This window comes from Streptomyces sp. PU-14G, from assembly GCF_041028275.1.
Taxonomy (GTDB): domain Bacteria; phylum Actinomycetota; class Actinomycetes; order Streptomycetales; family Streptomycetaceae; genus Streptomyces.
In genome coordinates, this window is sequence record NZ_JASKYT010000012.1 from 1 (window position 1) to 15,902 (window position 15,902).

Here is a 15,902-nt window from a genome sequence, read left to right on the forward strand (position 1 = left end):
GGCACGGACAGCGGTCCGGGGGGCCGGCGGGGCCCCGGCGAGCCGGGCCCCGGCGGGCAGCGGTCGCGGGGCGTGGCCCGGCGCAGATTCCTGATCGCCGGCACCACCGCCGTCGGCCTCGGCGTGCTGGGCGTGGCCACCCAGCAGGAGCTCAAACGCTGGTGGTGGCGGGTGCCGGGGAACAGCACGCCCCGGATGGAAGGCCAGGTCGACGACTCCCGCGCCCGGTGGGTGGCCGCCGCCGACGCGAACATGCGCCGCGGGGACCGGCCCGCCGACTACGGGATCGACCGGGTGATCGTGCACGTCACCCAGGGCAGCGCCGCGGCTGCCGTGAAGGTCTTCCGGAACCCGGAGCACCGGGCGGCGGCGCACTACATCGTCTGCCAGGACGGGCAGATCATACAGATGATCCGCGAACTGGACGTCGCCTTCCACGCGGCGAACAAGGAGTACAACGAGCGCAGCATCGGGATCGAACACGAGGGCTGGATCGACCAGCCGCAGGACTTCACGGACGAGATGTACCGCTCCTCCGCCAAGCTGACGGCGGGCATCTGCACCCGCTACAAGTTCCCCGCCGACCGCGAGCACATCATCGGCCACAACGAGGTGCCCGGAGCCGACCACACGGACCCGGGCAGGCACTGGGACTGGGACAAGTACATGCGGATGGTCCAGGCCCAGATGAAGGTGGAGAGCACCCTCCGGAACCGGTGACGGGGAGGCGGCGCGTCACCCGGAACCGGTGGCGGGGAGGCGACGCGTCGGCCGGGCCCGTGGCGGGAGGGCGGCCTCGCCGGTGCCCGTGGCGGGAGGCGGCCCCGTCGGTGCCCGTGACGGGAGAGGGCCCCGCCGGTGCCCGTGACGGGAGGCGGTCCGTCGGGAGGGGTGACCGGAAGCGGCCCCGTCGGTGCCCGTGACGGGAGAAGGCCCCGCCGGGAGGGGTGGCGGGAAGCGGTAGGGGCGACGGGCGGCGGCCCCGGCGCGGCGGTCAGCTCAGGCCCGCGCTGCGCGCCCGCGCGACGACGGGCCCGATCGCCTCGGCCAGCGCTTCCACGTCCGCCTTGGTGGAGGTGTGCCCCAGCGAGAAGCGCAGGGTGCCCCGGGCCAGCTCCGGCCGGGTGCCGGTGGCCAGCAGCACGTGGCTGGGCTGCGCCACACCCGCCGTACAGGCGGAACCCGTCGAACACTCGATCCCCTGCGCGTCGAGGAGCAGCAGCAGCGAGTCCCCCTCGCACCCGGGGAAGGAGAAGTGGGCGTTGGCGGGCAGCCGCCCGGCCGGATCGGGATCGCCGTTGAGCACCGCGTCGGGTACGGCGTCCCGCACGCCCGCCACCAGCGCGTCCCGCAGCGCGCCCACCTCCCCGACGAACGCCTCCCGCCGCTCGAAGGACAGGCGGGCGGCCGTCGCGAACGCGGCGACGGCCGGGGTGTCGAGGGTGCCCGAGCGTACGTGCCGCTCCTGCCCCCCGCCGTGCAGCAACGGCACCGGCGCGAACTCGCGGCGCAGCAGCAGCGCGCCGACCCCGTAAGGACCACCGATCTTGTGCCCGGTGACCGCCATCGCGGCCAGTCCCGAGGCGGCGAAGGAGACGTCCAGCTGACCGAACGCCTGCACGGCGTCGGAGTGCAACGGCACCTCGAACTCCGCCGCTACCTCGGCGAGCGCCCGCACGTCCGTCACGGTGCCGATCTCGTTGTTCGCCCACATCACGGTGGCCAGCGCGACATCGGAAGGGTCCCGCTCGATGGCCTCGCGCAGCGCCTGCGGACGTACTCTCCCGTACGAGTCGACCGGCAGCCACTCCAGGCGGGCCCCCTCGTGCTCGGCCAGCCACTCGACGGCGTCGAGCACCGCGTGGTGCTCGGCGGGGCTGGCCAGCACCCGGGTACGCCGCGCGTCCTGGCCCCGGCGCGCCCAGTAGAGCCCCTTCACGGCCAGGTTGTCCGCCTCCGTACCGCCAGCGGTGAAGACGACCTCACTGGGCCGGGCGCCCAGGGACGCGGCCAAGGACTCGCGTGACTCCTCCACCGTGCGCCGCGCCCGCCGCCCGGCTCCGTGCAGAGAGGATGCGTTACCGACGACCGTGAGCTGCTCGGTCATCGTCCGCGCCGCTTCGGGCCACATGGGGGTGGTGGCGGCGTGATCGAGATAGGCGGGGTGGGCGGTGTCAGCCATGGTGATCCGATTCTACGGTCCGCCGCGGGGCGCACGACCGGCGCGTGGAAGCGGACCCGCGCGGGCGCCGGGGCGCGACCGCGCGGGCCGCGCACCGCGGCCCGCGCCGCGGCGGGCACCCGCCCCCGCCGGACAGATCGCGACCTCGGAACGCGACCTTCAAGCGGGGGCCTCGAAGCGGAGCCTCGAAGCGGGGCCTCGGAACGCGACCTCAGAACGGACGTCGGAACGCGACCTCGGAACGGGACGTCGGAACGCGACCTCAGAACGGGGTGTCGAAAGCCACCCGGGGGGTCGTGCAGCACCGGTGAGGCGGGCGCAGGTGGGCGCTCAGCGGGACTGGAGGGCGTCCAGCGCCACGCCCAGCGCCGCCGCCACCCGGAAGTCGAGGCGCTCGTCGGGCACCGTGACGACGTAGCGGTCCCGCAGGCCCGCCCGCTTCTGGCTGCTGAGTACGGGCTGTCCGCTGCCGGTGTCGACGAAGTCGAAGTGGAAGGGGAAGGGTCCGGGAAGGTCACCCACCCACGGCAGAACCTTCCACACCCGGCGCACGACCGCGATCAGCTGACTGCGCTCCTGACCGCGCGCCTCCGAGCCGCCCGCGGCGAGCGTCCACGTCGAGCGGAGCAGACTCTTGGCGAACTCCTTCTTGAAGTAGCCGATCGGGCGGCCGTCCGCGTCGAGGACGTCGATCCCGGAGCTGACGTCCAGCACGTTGCGCGCCTTGAAGGAGAACAGCGCGCGGGTGCGCGAGTCGTCCGCGTAGAAGGTGACCTCTTCCTTCAGTTTGAACCGCTTCTGCTGGGCGAAGGCCAGCAGCTCCCCTTCCGAGCCGTCGGGCCCGGCCGCCATGACCCGGTAGCGGTTGACCGCGAAGGTGACCTTCTGGCGGATGTGGAAGACGGGCACATGTGCGGGTGCGGTTGCCATGGCCGCATCCTCGCACGGGCGTCGCGGAGCCTACGGGACTTTCAGCGGACGGTGCCCGGCTGCGCGGACGGCGTCGGCCCGGCCCCCGAGATCAGTTCGCGGTGCGACTCCTGGAGCCCGTCGGGCAGGGCGTCCGGAGAGAACCAGCGCGCCTCGAGGATCTCCATCGGATCGATCCGGAGAGTGCCGCCGACGCACACGGCCTCGTACGCCACTTCGACACGGAGCCGGTAGCCGCTCCTCAGCCGCACGAGCGCCCCGGTACGCACGTGCAGACCGGTCTCCTCCCGCACTTCGCGCACCACGGTCTGCGTGAACTCCTCGCCCCGGGCCGCGCACCCGGTCGGCAGCCCCCAGGGCCTCTCCTGCGGCCACAGCCGGTGCCGCAGCAACAGCACCCGCCCTTCCTCGTCCCGCACCACGCCGGTCACCCCGACCATGAACTTCGCGTGCGCGAGCCAGAGCAGACGCCACTGCCACGACCCCCGCAGACTCCGCCAAGCGCGGGCGGCCAACTGCCTCATCCCCCGTCTCCCGTCAGCAGTGGACACCAAGGCCACGATCCTCCACCCGCACGAGCCTGAACGCCAACGGGCCGCCGCCGCGCACGTGTCTTACCGAACCGGGTCCGCGAGCCCCGTGTCGCCTCTACGCTCGGAGGGGAGGTGTCCACGGTGAGTGAGGAACAACAGCGGCGCGGCCCGTACGGCGGCAGCGGCCTGGCCGGGTGAGGCAACCGATGAGCTGCTTGGGGCCGCACCAGCTGTGCCGTGGCTGCGGAGGGACCGGGACGGTACACGGAGGCGCCCTCTACGTCTCCGACCACGGCGCGGGCGAGAGCGTGGCCGCACCCCACGGCTGCCGGCACTGCCGGGACCGCGGCTTCGCGTGCCAGGCCCCCACCCCCTGCGAGGGCGATCACCACGCCGACACCCCCCTCATCCGCCTCGACCGCCGCCCACCGGCGTAGCCATACCGCACACCTGGTGGTGCTCAACCCTTCCGGCTTGCTCCCCCGGGCCACACGACGATCACGTCCACGCCCGCGGCCCGGGCCTGTTCCACGGTGTCGGCGGTGCCGCCGCCCTTACCGGAAGGCGACTGCCCGTCCCACACGGCGACCAAGCGCACCTGGGTGCGACAGATCAGAACCGTACGCATTTCGGACGCGATCAGCGTTCGCTGACCAGCGCTTCGAGCGCGGCCTCCCACGAGTAGGCCGCGCCCTTGCCCTGCCTCGGCGGGTGCGGCTCACCCGGGGTGAACACCACGCGCACACCCTGTTCCCGCAGCACCTCTACGGCCCGGGTCACTGCCGGCTGTGCTCCGAGCGCCGTGCTCCAGAACGGTGCCGCGGCGACGGGCACGCCCATGTGTACGGCTTCCGCCGGAATGCCCAGCGCCACGGTGTCGGTGATCCCTGCCGCCCACTTACACGCACTCGTCGTCGTGAGCGGAGCAACGAGCATCGCATCCGCCTTCGGCAGCCCCCCTGACTCGCCGGGCAGCGTGTACCGATGCCGCACTGGATGCCCGGTCAGCTCCTCCAACTCGGCCGTGCGCTGCCCCCACCATCTCGCGGCCGTTGGGGAGAGGATCAGACAGGTGTCCCACCCGTCAGCTTGTGCAGCGCGAACGCCCTCGCCGATGTGCTGGGCGGGACCGGCCGCACACGCGATCAGGTAGAGCACTGGCTGTGTCATGCGGGGAGTCCACATCGTTGCGCGAGACCACGCAACTCAGGTCCGGGCCTTGGCGCAAGCTCCAGAAGCTGCCCCACCAAGCGAACGACGGAGGGACGGGCGACCTCTTGCGGGGCGAGCCGTTCGGCTTCCAAAGGGTCGCGGACGGCGCCACCCGGGTGCCCCGTGGCGTCTGCCCGGCGGGCTCGTTGAAGCGGGCGAGACTCCGCGCGAGGCACTGCGGCGGGAGTTGTGCGAGGAGCTGTCCCTCGACCTGGCAGCGGGCACGCTGCTCGCTGCTCGCTGCTCGCTGCTCGCTGCTCGCTGCGGAGTGGGCCCTGCCCCGCACCGCGATCGCCGCTCCCGCCTGGCACTGCTGTTCGCCACACGGCCCCTCGCACCGCAGGAGAACCGCCGCATCGCCCCCAGCGCGAGGAGATGGCCGACTCCCGCTGGGTCCGGCTGGAGATGGCCGTGCAACTGCTCCACGAGCGGCACGCGGCCCGCCTCACCGCGGCCTGCGCCGGGCCCCTACCCGTCTACCTCGAACACCGACCGGAAGAGAGAGCCGCCCATGTCTGACTTCCCCGAGCGTGTCCTGCGGATCGGCACACGCTCCAGCCCCATGGCCATGGCGCAGACCGAGCACGTCTCGACACTGCTGCGCGAGTTGCACCCCGAGCTCACGATCGAGGCCGTGCCGACCACCACGGAGGCCGACCGCTGGCACGGCGACCTCGCCCAGCTCGGCGGGAAGGGCCTGTTCGTCAAGGCCATCGACCAGCAGCTTCAGCGCGGCGACATCGACATGGCCGTCCACTGCCTCAAGGACGTCCCCGGCGACGAGCCCATGCCCAAGGGGCTCGTCTTCGCCGCGATGCTGCCGCGGGCCGACGTGCGTGACGTCCTGGTCATGCCCGAGGGCTCACCCGCCAAGTCCCTCGGCGACCTCCCGCCGGGCGCGGCCGTGGCCACCACCGCCGTCCGCCGCACAGCGCAGATCCTCGCCGTCCGCCCCGACCTGAACGTCATCCGGGTACGCGGAGCAGTCGGCACCCGCCTGGACAAGCTCGACGGGAAGAAGGGCGACCTGCACGCGGACGCCATGATCGTGGCCCGCTCCGGCCTCGAACGCCTCCAGCTGACCGACCGCATCGTCTACGAGTTCGGCACCGACGAGATCCTGCCCGCCGTCGGCGCCGGAGTCCTGGCGCTGGAGTGCCGCCGCGACGACAGTCCCGTGGCCGGCCTGCTGGAGCGGCTGAACCATCCGGCCACCCAGAACGAGGCGACCGCCGAGCGCGTCATGCTCCACGGCCTGCGCGGACACTGCAACAGCCCCATCGCCGGGCACTGCGTCACCGGCCCCGACGGACAACTGTCCCTGCGCGGCATGGTCTTCTCCCGCGACGGCAGCAAGTTCGCCCACGCCCACATCTGGGGCGATACCTCCAACGACCCCGGCACCCTCGGCTCCCGCGTCTGCGCCGAACTGCTGCGCCAGGACGCCCGCGACCTCATCGACGGCATCCCCCACTGAGCGCCCGGCTCCCGGCCCGGTGCGACGAGTGCCCACCCCTGGGCACCGCGACCCGGCCAGGGCGGATCGGTCACCGGCCATCCGCGGGCAGCCTCGACGCGACCGTCGCCCCAGCCCCGAGCCGCTCACGGCCCCCCCGGGGGGGGCTCAGGCGCGGTTCTCCGCCTGGAACATCCAGTGTTCCTTTTCCAGGTCGCCGGTGAGGGAGATGAAGACGTCCTCGGTGACCGGGTCGACCTCGCCGACGGCCTTCATGCGCTCGCGGGACTTGGCGATGACGGCGCCGAGGGCGTCGACCATGGTGCGGACGGCGTCGTTGTCGGGGAGCCAGCCCTCGGGGACGGTGTCGAGGGCGCTGCCTTCGGCGACGCTGGCGGAACGGCCGTCGGGGCTGATACCGAGCGCCGAGGCGCGTTCGGCGACGGTGTCGGAGTACTGGCGGGCGGTGTCGACGACCTCGTCGAGTTGGAGGTGGATGGAGCGGAAGCGGGGGCCGACCACGTTCCAGTGGATCTGTTTGGCGACGAGGGAGAGGTCGATGAGGTCCAGCAGCGTGCCCCGCAGTGCCGCGGCGACGGTCTTGAGGTCCGGCTCCGGAAGCGTGCTTTTGACTGTGTAGGTCACTTTTGCGTCGCTTTCTCTCGGAGAGTGGCGTTTCGGTCACACCGTAAACACCCGCGGACGACGGGGGCGCCGGTGACCGCTGGTGGCGGGCTCCGGTGCCCCCGCTGGCCTACGTGCATATGCCGCTACGCGCGTGTCCCGCTACGCGCATGTCCCGCTATGCGGGTGTCCCGCTATGCGCGTGTCCCGCTATGCGCGTGTCCCGCTATGCGCGTAGCGGCCTACGCGCGTGTTCCGCTATGCGCGTGCGAGCTGGCGGGACTGGGCCACCAGGCGGTCGGCGCTGTCCCATACCTCCACGTCCTCCTCCAGGAAGCCGCCCGCCAGGTTGCGGGTGGTGACGGCGACGCGGAGCGGTCCTGGTGCCGGGCGGGCACGGACGTGGACGGTGAGTTCGACGGTGGGCAGCCAGCCGGTGAGGCCCAACTCGAAGCCGGTGGGCGGCAGCGCGTCGACCGTCATCAGCAGGGAGAGCGGGTCGGGGTCGCGGCCGTCCGCGAGGGCGAGCCAGGCGCGCATCTCGCCGCGCATGCTGGGCGCTCCGAGTGCCCAGCCGCAGGTCTGCGGGTCGAGCCGCAGATCGAGCCGGTGCCCCATCTCGGGGACGGCGGCGGCGCCGTCCGGGTGGTCGGTGGAGCGGAAGCACTGTTCGCGAGGCGGCATGGCGGGCGGGTGGGCACTGGTGCGTATGTCGTCCGTCAGTGCGTCGAGGTCGCCGTAGGTGGCCAGGACGCGGATGCGTTCGACCTCAGCGCCCCGCTCGTCCGTCTGGTAGAGGCCGGCGGAGGCCGTGGAGACGGTACGGCCGCTGCGGGCGACGTCCGTGCGGATGGTGGCGGGACCCGCGACCGTGGCGGTCAGGTAGTGGGCCGTGATGGTGAACGGGTCCGGGTGCGGGAGCGCTTGGCGCAGCGCCCGGCCGAGGACGGCCAGCAGGTAGCCGCCGTTGAGGGCCTTGCCTATCGCCCAGCCCGGCGCCAGCAGCGTCTCGTGGACGCCCGGCTCGCGGGTGCGGACCACGGTGTCGCGGTCGAACTCGCTGGTGGTGGAGGTGGGGGCCGTCGGGTCGGCTGCCGCGGTGGCCTGAGAGAGAGCGTCGGACATGGAGGCACCGTACACCGCCTTGTTACCAGTGGGTAGGCACGCCCGGGGTGGGCGGACGGACGCCGGGTCAGCCGCCGCCGACCTGGCGGCCACCGTTTTCGGGCTCCCTGGGGCTCTCCCCGTTCGGCGTCTGGGTGTCCACCGTGGCACTCCTGCGGTGCCACGCGCGCGGGGCGCGCCAGTTGTAGCGCAGGGCCAGCAGCCGCAGGACGAACGCCAGCAGCGCGGCGCCCACCGTGGTGGTGGGCCGCACCTGGTCGAGGTGGATGAGCAGTGCCACCGCGCTGGAGCCGACGATGGCGGGCACCGCGTAGACCTCGCGGTCCCAGCGCAGCAGCGAGGGCACCTCGTTGGCCAGGACGTCCCTGAGCACCCCTCCCCCGGCGGCCGTCGCCAGGCCCATCACGACGGACGACGTCAGGCTGAGCCCGTACTCGTGCCCCTTGAGGGTGCCGGTCACGCAGAAGAGGCCGAGGCCGGCCGCGTCGAAGACGCTCACCGCCTTGTTGATGCGCTCCACCTCGGGGTGGAGGAAGAAGACGAGGGCCGTGGCGAGGAGAGGCGTGAGGAAGTAGCCGAGATCGGTGAAGGCCGCCGGCGGCACGGCGCCGATGACGACGTCGCGGAAGAGCCCGCCGCCCAGCCCCGTGACCTCGGCGAGGACGGCGATGCCGAAGACGTCGAAGTTGCGCCGGACCGCGAGGAGCGCGCCGGAGATGGCGAAGACGAAGATGCCGGCGAGGTCCAGCCAGTGCTGGAGTGAGGGGCTGAAGAGGGAGTCCACGGGCACCTTTGTACCGCCCGGGCGGGGGTGGTCGCGGTGGGTGGAGCGTGCCCTGCCCCGCGCCTTCCCGTCTCCCGGGAGGCTCCGCCCCCCTCAGACACCCCGGTCCTCGATCGCCTGGCGCACCTCCCGGCCGGAGGCCGACGTGTGGTCGGCGGGAGGCCGACGGGAGGCGGGCGTGTTGCCGGCCGAAGGCCGACGTGTGGCCAGCGGGAGGCCCATGGCGGGTGGTCGGCGGGAGGCCCACGGCGTGTAGCCGGCCGGAGGCCCGCGGCGGGTGGCCGGCTCGTCAGCCACCCGCCGGGCGATCGGGGACGAGCGCGTCAGCGCGGTTCTTTGACGGGAGCGGCCGTGCGCAGCAGCTTCGTGTCGCCGGGCTCCTGGTCCGGGGCGTTCTCCGGGTGGTGGCACGCGGTCTGGTGGCCGGGAGCCAGCGAGACGAGCGGCGGCTCCTTGGTCCGGCAGATCTCGGTCGCCTTCCAGCACCGGGTGTGGAACCGGCATCCCGACGGCGGGTTCATCGGCGAGGGCACGTCGCCCTGGAGCAGGATCCGCTCCCGGCCCCCGGCGGCCTTGCGGCGCGGGTCCGGCACCGGCACCGCGGACAGCAGCGCCCGCGTGTAGGGGTGCATGGGCGTGTCGTACAGCGACTGCCGGTCGGTGATCTCGACGATCTTGCCCAGATACATCACCGCGATCCGGTCCGAGACGTGCCGGATGACGGACAGGTCGTGGGCGATGATCACATAGGTGAGCCCCAGCTCCTCCTGGAGGTCGTCGAGGAGGTTGACGACCTGCGCCTGGATGGAGACGTCGAGCGCCGAGACGGGCTCGTCGGCCACCACCAGCTTCGGGCTGAGCGCGAGCGCCCTGGCGATGCCGATGCGCTGGCGCTGTCCGCCGGAGAACTCGTGCGGGTAGCGGTTGTAGTGCTCGGGGCTGAGCCCGACCACGCCCAGCAGCCGCTGGACCTCCTTCTTGACCCCGCCCTCGGGCTGCACCCCCTGGAGTTTGAACGGCGCGCTGATGATCGAGCCGACCGTGTGGCGGGGGTTCAGTGAGGAGTACGGGTCCTGGAAGATCATCTGCACGTCGCGGCGCATCGGCCGCATCGCGCTCACCCCCAGGTGCGTGATGTCCCGCCCCTCGAATTCGACCTTGCCCGCGGTGGGTTCGAGCAGCCGGGTGATCAGGCGGCCCATCGTGGACTTGCCGCAGCCCGACTCCCCCACCACGCCGAGCGTCTCGCCGGCCCGGACCTCGAAGTCGATGCCGTCGACGGCGAGCACGGCGCCGACCTGCCTCTTGAGGAGGCCCTTGGTGACGGGGAAGTGCTTCTTGAGGCCGCTGACCTTGAGCAGCGGTTCGCCCTCGCGCGGCTCGGTGAGGGTGCCCAGGGCGCCGGGCTCGGCGCCGGCGCCGGCCGCGTCCGAGGCGGGTGTCTGCGGCTCGGAGCCCTCACCCGGGGTTTTCGCGGGGTTCGTCATCGGCTCGTCGTCCTCACTCACTGAAAGCTCACAGCTTCGGGGCAATCTCTTCGTTCCAGATGCGCTCCCGGTCCTCCTGCGCCATGTGGCAGGCGGACAGGTGCCCGGGCTTCACCTCGCTCAGCTCGGGCCGCGTGGTGCGGGTGATGCCCCCCTTGGGGACGTCCGCGTAGGGGCAGCGCGGGTTGAAGGCGCAGCCTGCGGGGACGTTGATGAGGCTGGGCGGCGATCCCTTGACGGGGATGAGGCGCTCGGCCCGGTCCCGGTCGATGCGCGGCATGGAGCCGAGCAGCCCCCAGGTGTAGGGGTGCTGCGGTTCGTAGAAGACCTGCTCGGCCGCGCCGTACTCCACGCACCGGCCGCCGTACATCACCAGGATGTCGTCGGAGAGTTCGGCGACGACGCCCAGGTCGTGGGTGATGATGATGACGGCCGAGCCGAACTCCTTCTGCAGGTCCCGGATCAGGTCGAGGATCTGCGCCTGGACGGTGACGTCGAGTGCCGTGGTCGGCTCGTCGGCGATCAGGAGTTCGGGGTTGTTGACCAGCGCCATGGCGATCATGGCGCGCTGGCGCATGCCGCCGGAGAACTCGTGCGGGTAGCTGTCGACCCGCTTGCCCGGCTCGGGGATGCCGACCCGGTCGAGGAGTTCGACGGCACGCCTGCGCGCGGTCTTCTTGTCCACGTCGTGGTGGACGCGGTACGCCTCGACGATCTGCTGGCCGACGGTGAAGAAGGGGTGCAGCGCGGAGAGCGGGTCCTGGAAGATCATGGAGATCTCGCGACCGCGCAGCTTGCGCACGCTGTCGGGGTCCGCGGTGAGCAGTTCCTGGCCGTTCAGCCAGATCTCCCCGGACAGGTGGGGACGCTGCCTGCCGTACTGGCCGACGGTGTGCAGCCCCATGATGCCGAGCGAGGTGACGGACTTGCCGGATCCGGACTCGCCGACGATGCCGAGGGTCTTGCCCTTCTCCAGGGTGAAGGAGAGGCCGTCGACGGACTTGACCAGACCGTCCTGCGTGGGGAAGTGCACCCGCAGGTCGCGGACCTCCAGGAACGCGGTGGGCGGTTCCTTGGCCTGCGTGGCCTCGCCGAGGGCCGTGCCCGCCTCGGTCAGGGTGCCCGCCTCGGTCAGACCTTCGTCGACGGTGTCGGGCACGGCATTCCGCGGCGCCTCCCCTGCGTTGGCCGCGTCGGCCTTAGAGACGTCGGCCTTGGAGACGTCGGCCTTGGAGACGTCAGCCCTGGAGGCTTCGGCCTTGGAGACGTCGGCCTTGCGGGCTTCGGCGGTGTCCGGCTTCGCGTCCTCGTGGGACCGGTGCTCGTGGTCGGTCATCCCAGCCTCACTCGTGGGTCGATCACGCCGTACAGCAGGTCCACGACGAGATTCGCGATGACCACGGCGGTTGCGGTGATGAGGGTGACGCCCAGGATCAGCGGCAGGTCGCGGTCGGTGATCGCCTTGAGGACGGCCTGGCCGAGTCCGGGGATGCTGAAGGTGGTCTCGGTCAGGATCGCGCTGCCCATCAGGGCACCGAGGTCGACACCGAGGAGTGTCAGAACGGGCGTCATGGTGGAGCGCATGGCGTGCTTGCCGATGACGACGGGCTCCTGGAGCCCCTTGGCGCGCGCCGTGCGGATGTAGTCCTCACCCATCACCTCCAGCATGGTGGCGCGGGTCAGCCGCGCGTACATCGCGCCGAAGAGGAAGGCGAGGGTGATCCAGGGCAGGATCATGCCGCTGAACCACTTGGCCGGGTCCTCGCCGAACTCGGTGAAGGTGTTGCTCACCAGGTCGAGCTGGTAGGCGAAGATCGTGAGCGCGATCAGGCCGGTGAAGTAGATGGGCAGCGAGACGCCGGCCAGCGCACCCGTCATGGCCAGCCGGTCCCACAGGGAGCCGCGCTTGAGCGCGGAGAGCACGCCGACGGTCAGCCCGATGAGCAGCCAGATGACGGCCGCACCCAGCGCCAGGAAGAACGTGATCGGGAACCGGTTGGTCAGGACCGGCCAGATCTCCTGCTCGGTGCGGAAGGAGTAGCCGAAGCAGGGCGCCCCGCAGTGCGTGGTGCTTCCGCCACCCGTGTACTCGCGTCCGACGAACAGGCCCTTGAAGAACTCGAAGAGCTGCACGAAGACCGGATCGCCGAGCTGGAGCTTCTCGCGTACGGCCTCGACGCTCTCCTTGTCGGCCTGCTTGCCGACGTACATGGTGGCCGGGTCGATGCCCGCCCACTTGGGGATCAGAAAGAAGATGCAGAAGACCGCCAGAACGATGACGACCAGCATCACTGCGACGGCGAACAGCCGCCTGATGAAGTATGTGAGCACTGCTCTCCGGCCGCCCTGCGGCGGCCCGGCCCGCTCCCGGTCCGGGAGTCGGCGGCCGGGCCACCGCGGCGGCCTTCACCTGCCCTTCGTGCCAGCGGCGGGTGGCGCCGTCAGATGGTGATGTCGGTGGCGGTTGCGGTGACCTTGCGGGTCACTTGACGCCGATGGACGCGAAGTCGTACCAGCCGCTGTAGGCGTCGGACGCGTAGACGTTGGTGAGCCGGTCCGAGCGCCACTGGACGACCTTGAGGTAGGTCAACGGCAGGTAGTGGGCGCCTTCCATGACCTTCTTGTTGACCTCGCCGTACTTCTCGGCGGCCTTTTCCGGGTCGAGCTCGGCGATGGCCTCGTCGATGTTCTGGTCGATCTTCGGGTTGTCGACCAGGGCCATGTTGTTGTTGCCGTTGTCCCGGATCTTGCGGCTGTCGAACAGCTCGACCCCGTAGCCCTGGCCACTCGGGAAGTCCGGGCCCCAGCCGTGGAGGATCATCCCGTAGCCCTCCTTCTTGACCTTCGCCTGGTTGCCGGCGATCGAGGAGCTCTGGGCGCCGTCGTACTGGTCGATCTCGATCTTGATGCCGATCTTCTTCAGCGAGGCCTGGATCGACTCGGCCGACTTCACGTCGGCGCTGTCGGTGTTACGGACGGCGAGCGTGGTCGAGAAGCCGTTCGGCTTGCCGCACTTCTTCAGCTCCGCCTTGGCCTTGGCCACGTCGGGCTCGCCGCCGTTCTTCTTGATCCCGTACGGGTCGTAGCTCTCGTCGTGACCCGGGATGGTGGGCGGCAGCATGTTGGTGGCGAGCTTGCCGCCCGCGGTCGGGCCACCGCGTGCGGTCTGGACCGACTTGTGGTCCGTGCCGTAGATGACGGCCTTGCGGCAGTGGATGTTGTTGAACGGCTTCACGCTCTGCGGGAAGGCCACGTAGTTGATGAACCCGGTCTGCGGGTTGTCGACGTTGCCCTTGTGCTGCTTGAGGGCCTGCTGCCGGCCCGCGACCCCCATGCCCCGCTGGTTGAGGTCGAGGTCCGCGTCCCCGTTGAGCAGGCGCTTGTCGCGGTCCTCCGGGTTGGTCAGCAGGGTGACCTTGATCTTGTCGGGCAGGGCCTTGCGCAGCGGGTCGCCGCTGCGGTCCCAGTGCTTGTTGCGCACCAGGAGCAGCGACTTGTTCGGGGTGTACGACTTGAACTTGTACGGACCCGAGGAGAAGGGGTGCAGCGTGTACTTGGACTTGGTGTCCTTGTCCTCGCGCACCGGCGAGTTGGTGGGCATCGCCAGCATCTGCTCGAAGTCACCGTTGGGCTCGGGCAGGTGGAACTCGATGGTCTTCTTGTCCGGCGTCTTGATGCCCTCGAAGTCGCTCTTCTCCTCGTAGGGGCCCTTCCACTTGCCGTCCGGGTCGAGGACGTCCTTGATGTAGGTGGGGCCACCGGAGAGGGTCTTCTGCGCCCACTGGCGCTGGATGCCGTACTTGACGTCCTGGGAGGTGATCGGCTTGCCGTCCTCCCACTTCAGGCCGTCCTTCAGCGTGTACTTGTAGACCTTGCCGTCGTCGGATATCTCCGCCTTGTCGGTGGCCAGGTCCGGCTGGAGGTCCAGGCTCTTCTGGCCCGGCTTGGGGCTGTAGCTCACCAGCGTGCGGCTGTAGTACCGGGCGAAGTCGAAGGCGAAGCCGTAGTACATGCGGGTGGTGTCCCAGGAGTCGCCGTCCTGGACGCCGACGAACTTCAGGGTCCCGCCCTTCTTGCTCGAGGCGTTGGCGACCTTGTTGACGCCCGCGTTGTACTCGCCGCCGCCCCCGCTGTCGCTGTCGCCGCCGCCGCAGGCCGAGGTGGCCAGCAGCGTCGCGGCGGCGACGGCCGACACCGCGGCCAGTCGGCGCCTCGATGTGCGTAGGGTTGTCACGTCTCGCAACCTCCGTAGTAGGTCACGGCCCGCACGAGCTGGGCGGAGCCGGGGTCTGGAAGGGGGGGTCAACGGGTCCCCTTGGGGTCCAGTGCGTCGCGTACGCCGTCGCCGAAGAGGTTGAAGGCGAGCACGGTGATGAAGATGGCGACACCAGGAATGATCATGTACATCGGGTCGGACTCGTAGTACCGCACCGCGTCCGAGAGCATGGAGCCCCAGGAGGCGGTCGGCGGCTTGACGCCCACGCCGAGGAAGCTGAGCGCGGCCTCGGTGAGGATGTTGGTCGGGATCATCAGCGTCATGTAGACGGTGATCGGCGCGACCAGGTTGGGCAGCAGCTCCTTGCCGATGATGTAGCCCCGCCCCGCGCCCAGGCTGCGGGCGGCCTCGACGTACTCCCGCTCGCGCAGCGAGAGCACCTGGCCGCGGACGATACGGCCGATGTAGGGCCAGCCGAAGAAGCCGATGACCATGATCATCACCAGCAGCCGCACCCCCGTACCGGTCAGTCCCAGCAGGTTGTTCGGCATGACGGAGATCAGGGAGATGATGAACAGCAGCTGCGGGAAGGCCAGCAGCATGTCCATCACGCGGCTGATGGCCGCGTCCAGCCAGCCACCGAAGTAGCCGGCGAGCGTACCGAGAAGGGTGCCGAAGACGACGGCGACGATCGCGGAGAGGAAGCCGACGAGGATCGAGACGCGCGCGCCGTAGATGATGCGGGCGAGGATGTCGCGGCCACTGACCGGCTCGACACCCAGCAGGTGCTCGCCCGACATCCCGCCGAGACCGCCCTTGGGGGTACTGAAGAGCGGGTCGATCAGGTCCTCGTGGCGCTCGTTCGGTGACTGCCCGAGCAGCGCGGTCAGCAGGGGCGCGAAGATGGCGACCAGGATCAGCAGCAGCACGATGAAGCCGCCGATCAGCGCCACTTTGTCGCGCTTGAGCCGCTCCCAGGCGATCCGGCCGAGTGAGCGGCCCTCGATCGCCGTTTCGGCTTTGCTGGGGGCTGGCTCCACGGCCGCGGTTCCCGCGGGTGTCTCCTCGTGCAGTGGTGCCGTCATCGTGGTGGGGACCCCTTCTCGACCGGCAGTTGACCAGTCCACGCACACCGCTGTAGCGGTCGAAGTTTGAAGGACGTTCGCGAGCCGTTCCGCTGGGAGGCCGGCGCCCGGCCTCCCTGTGGCTCATGGCTCGGGAGTCTTCATCGCGGTCACGATCAGTCGCCAGACCTCCTCGTGAAAGGATGCGCAACTGTGATGTGACGCGTCATGTTCCGTTATGCGGACGGGAGTTGACGTTGAGCGGTGCCTGACCAGCACTTATGTCCTG

The 15,902-nt window shown here is 70.6% G+C and carries 15 protein-coding genes and 1 pseudogene; 4 read left to right on the forward strand and 12 right to left on the reverse strand.

From position 1 onward, the window contains the following. Positions 1–90: 90 nt before the first annotated feature. Positions 91–720, forward strand: a complete 630-nt coding sequence (locus tag AB8Z75_RS02885; protein ID WP_369199779.1) for an N-acetylmuramoyl-L-alanine amidase — start codon at positions 91–93, stop codon at positions 718–720. Between the two features lie 274 nt (positions 721–994). Here AB8Z75_RS02885 and AB8Z75_RS02890 read toward each other — a convergent pair whose 3' ends face one another. The 4 genes from AB8Z75_RS02890 to AB8Z75_RS02905 form a co-directional block, all read right to left on the reverse strand. Further along, entirely contained in the window at positions 995–2,182 is a 1,188-nt protein-coding gene (locus AB8Z75_RS02890; RefSeq protein WP_369199748.1) for a cysteine desulfurase family protein, read from the reverse strand. Positions 2,183–2,512: 330 nt separating this feature from the next. Then, on the reverse strand, positions 2,513–3,112 hold the full coding sequence (locus AB8Z75_RS02895; protein WP_369199749.1) for a hypothetical protein: 600 nt from the start codon (positions 3,110–3,112) through the stop codon (positions 2,513–2,515). Positions 3,113–3,153: 41 nt separating this feature from the next. Continuing rightward, positions 3,154–3,636: an NUDIX domain-containing protein gene (locus tag AB8Z75_RS02900; RefSeq protein ID WP_369199750.1), complete on the reverse strand. Its 483-nt coding sequence runs from the start codon at positions 3,634–3,636 to the stop codon at positions 3,154–3,156. 648 nt (positions 3,637–4,284) lie between these two features. Continuing rightward, on the reverse strand, positions 4,285–4,815 hold the full coding sequence (locus tag AB8Z75_RS02905) for a flavoprotein (RefSeq protein ID WP_369199751.1): 531 nt from the start codon (positions 4,813–4,815) through the stop codon (positions 4,285–4,287). On the opposite strand from AB8Z75_RS02905, the pseudogene AB8Z75_RS02910 reads away from it, so the two are divergent. The 3 genes and pseudogenes from AB8Z75_RS02910 to hemC all read left to right on the forward strand — a co-directional run. Beyond that, positions 4,814–5,083: pseudogene (locus AB8Z75_RS02910) on the forward strand (NUDIX domain-containing protein); the annotation flags it as partial. The gene AB8Z75_RS02905 and the pseudogene AB8Z75_RS02910 sit on opposite strands and share 2 nt — an antisense overlap. 149 nt (positions 5,084–5,232) lie before the next feature. Then, positions 5,233–5,376 (forward strand): hypothetical protein, encoded by a 144-nt coding sequence (locus tag AB8Z75_RS02915; RefSeq protein WP_369199783.1) that lies wholly within the window; start codon positions 5,233–5,235, stop codon positions 5,374–5,376. Then, positions 5,369–6,334 carry a hydroxymethylbilane synthase gene (gene hemC, locus AB8Z75_RS02920; RefSeq protein ID WP_369199780.1) on the forward strand — a complete coding sequence of 322 codons (966 nt, stop codon included), beginning with the start codon at positions 5,369–5,371 and terminating at the stop codon, positions 6,332–6,334. Before AB8Z75_RS02915 ends, hemC begins: the two co-directional genes overlap by 8 nt. Positions 6,335–6,481: 147 nt before the next feature. Here hemC and AB8Z75_RS02925 read toward each other — a convergent pair whose 3' ends face one another. From AB8Z75_RS02925 to AB8Z75_RS02960, 8 genes are all read right to left on the reverse strand, one after another. Beyond that, the gene (locus tag AB8Z75_RS02925; protein ID WP_369199752.1) at positions 6,482–6,958 is read right to left on the reverse strand and encodes a Dps family protein; all 477 of its coding nucleotides are present in this window, start codon (positions 6,956–6,958) and stop codon (positions 6,482–6,484) included. A gap of 237 nt (positions 6,959–7,195) precedes the next feature. Continuing rightward, positions 7,196–8,062 carry a thioesterase family protein gene (locus AB8Z75_RS02930; protein ID WP_369199753.1) on the reverse strand — a complete coding sequence of 289 codons (867 nt, stop codon included), beginning with the start codon at positions 8,060–8,062 and terminating at the stop codon, positions 7,196–7,198. A gap of 67 nt (positions 8,063–8,129) precedes the next feature. Further along, entirely contained in the window at positions 8,130–8,846 is a 717-nt protein-coding gene (locus AB8Z75_RS02935) for a trimeric intracellular cation channel family protein (RefSeq protein WP_369199754.1), read from the reverse strand. Positions 8,847–9,169: 323 nt separating this feature from the next. Beyond that, complete coding sequence (locus AB8Z75_RS02940) at positions 9,170–10,333, reverse strand: ABC transporter ATP-binding protein (protein ID WP_369199755.1); 1,164 nt, start codon at positions 10,331–10,333, stop codon at positions 9,170–9,172. A 28-nt stretch (positions 10,334–10,361) separates the two neighbouring features. Further along, positions 10,362–11,468, reverse strand: a complete 1,107-nt coding sequence (locus AB8Z75_RS02945; RefSeq protein ID WP_369199781.1) for an ABC transporter ATP-binding protein — start codon at positions 11,466–11,468, stop codon at positions 10,362–10,364. 197 nt (positions 11,469–11,665) lie between these two features. Then, a complete protein-coding gene (locus AB8Z75_RS02950) occupies positions 11,666–12,664 on the reverse strand; it encodes an ABC transporter permease (RefSeq protein WP_369199756.1) in 999 nt (332 codons plus the stop codon). Between the two features lie 151 nt (positions 12,665–12,815). Further along, positions 12,816–14,567 carry an ABC transporter substrate-binding protein gene (locus tag AB8Z75_RS02955; RefSeq protein WP_369199757.1) on the reverse strand — a complete coding sequence of 584 codons (1,752 nt, stop codon included), beginning with the start codon at positions 14,565–14,567 and terminating at the stop codon, positions 12,816–12,818. Between the two features lie 68 nt (positions 14,568–14,635). Beyond that, positions 14,636–15,634, reverse strand: coding sequence for an ABC transporter permease (locus AB8Z75_RS02960; RefSeq protein ID WP_369199758.1), 999 nt, complete (start codon positions 15,632–15,634; stop codon positions 14,636–14,638). Positions 15,635–15,902: the final 268 nt, after the last annotated feature.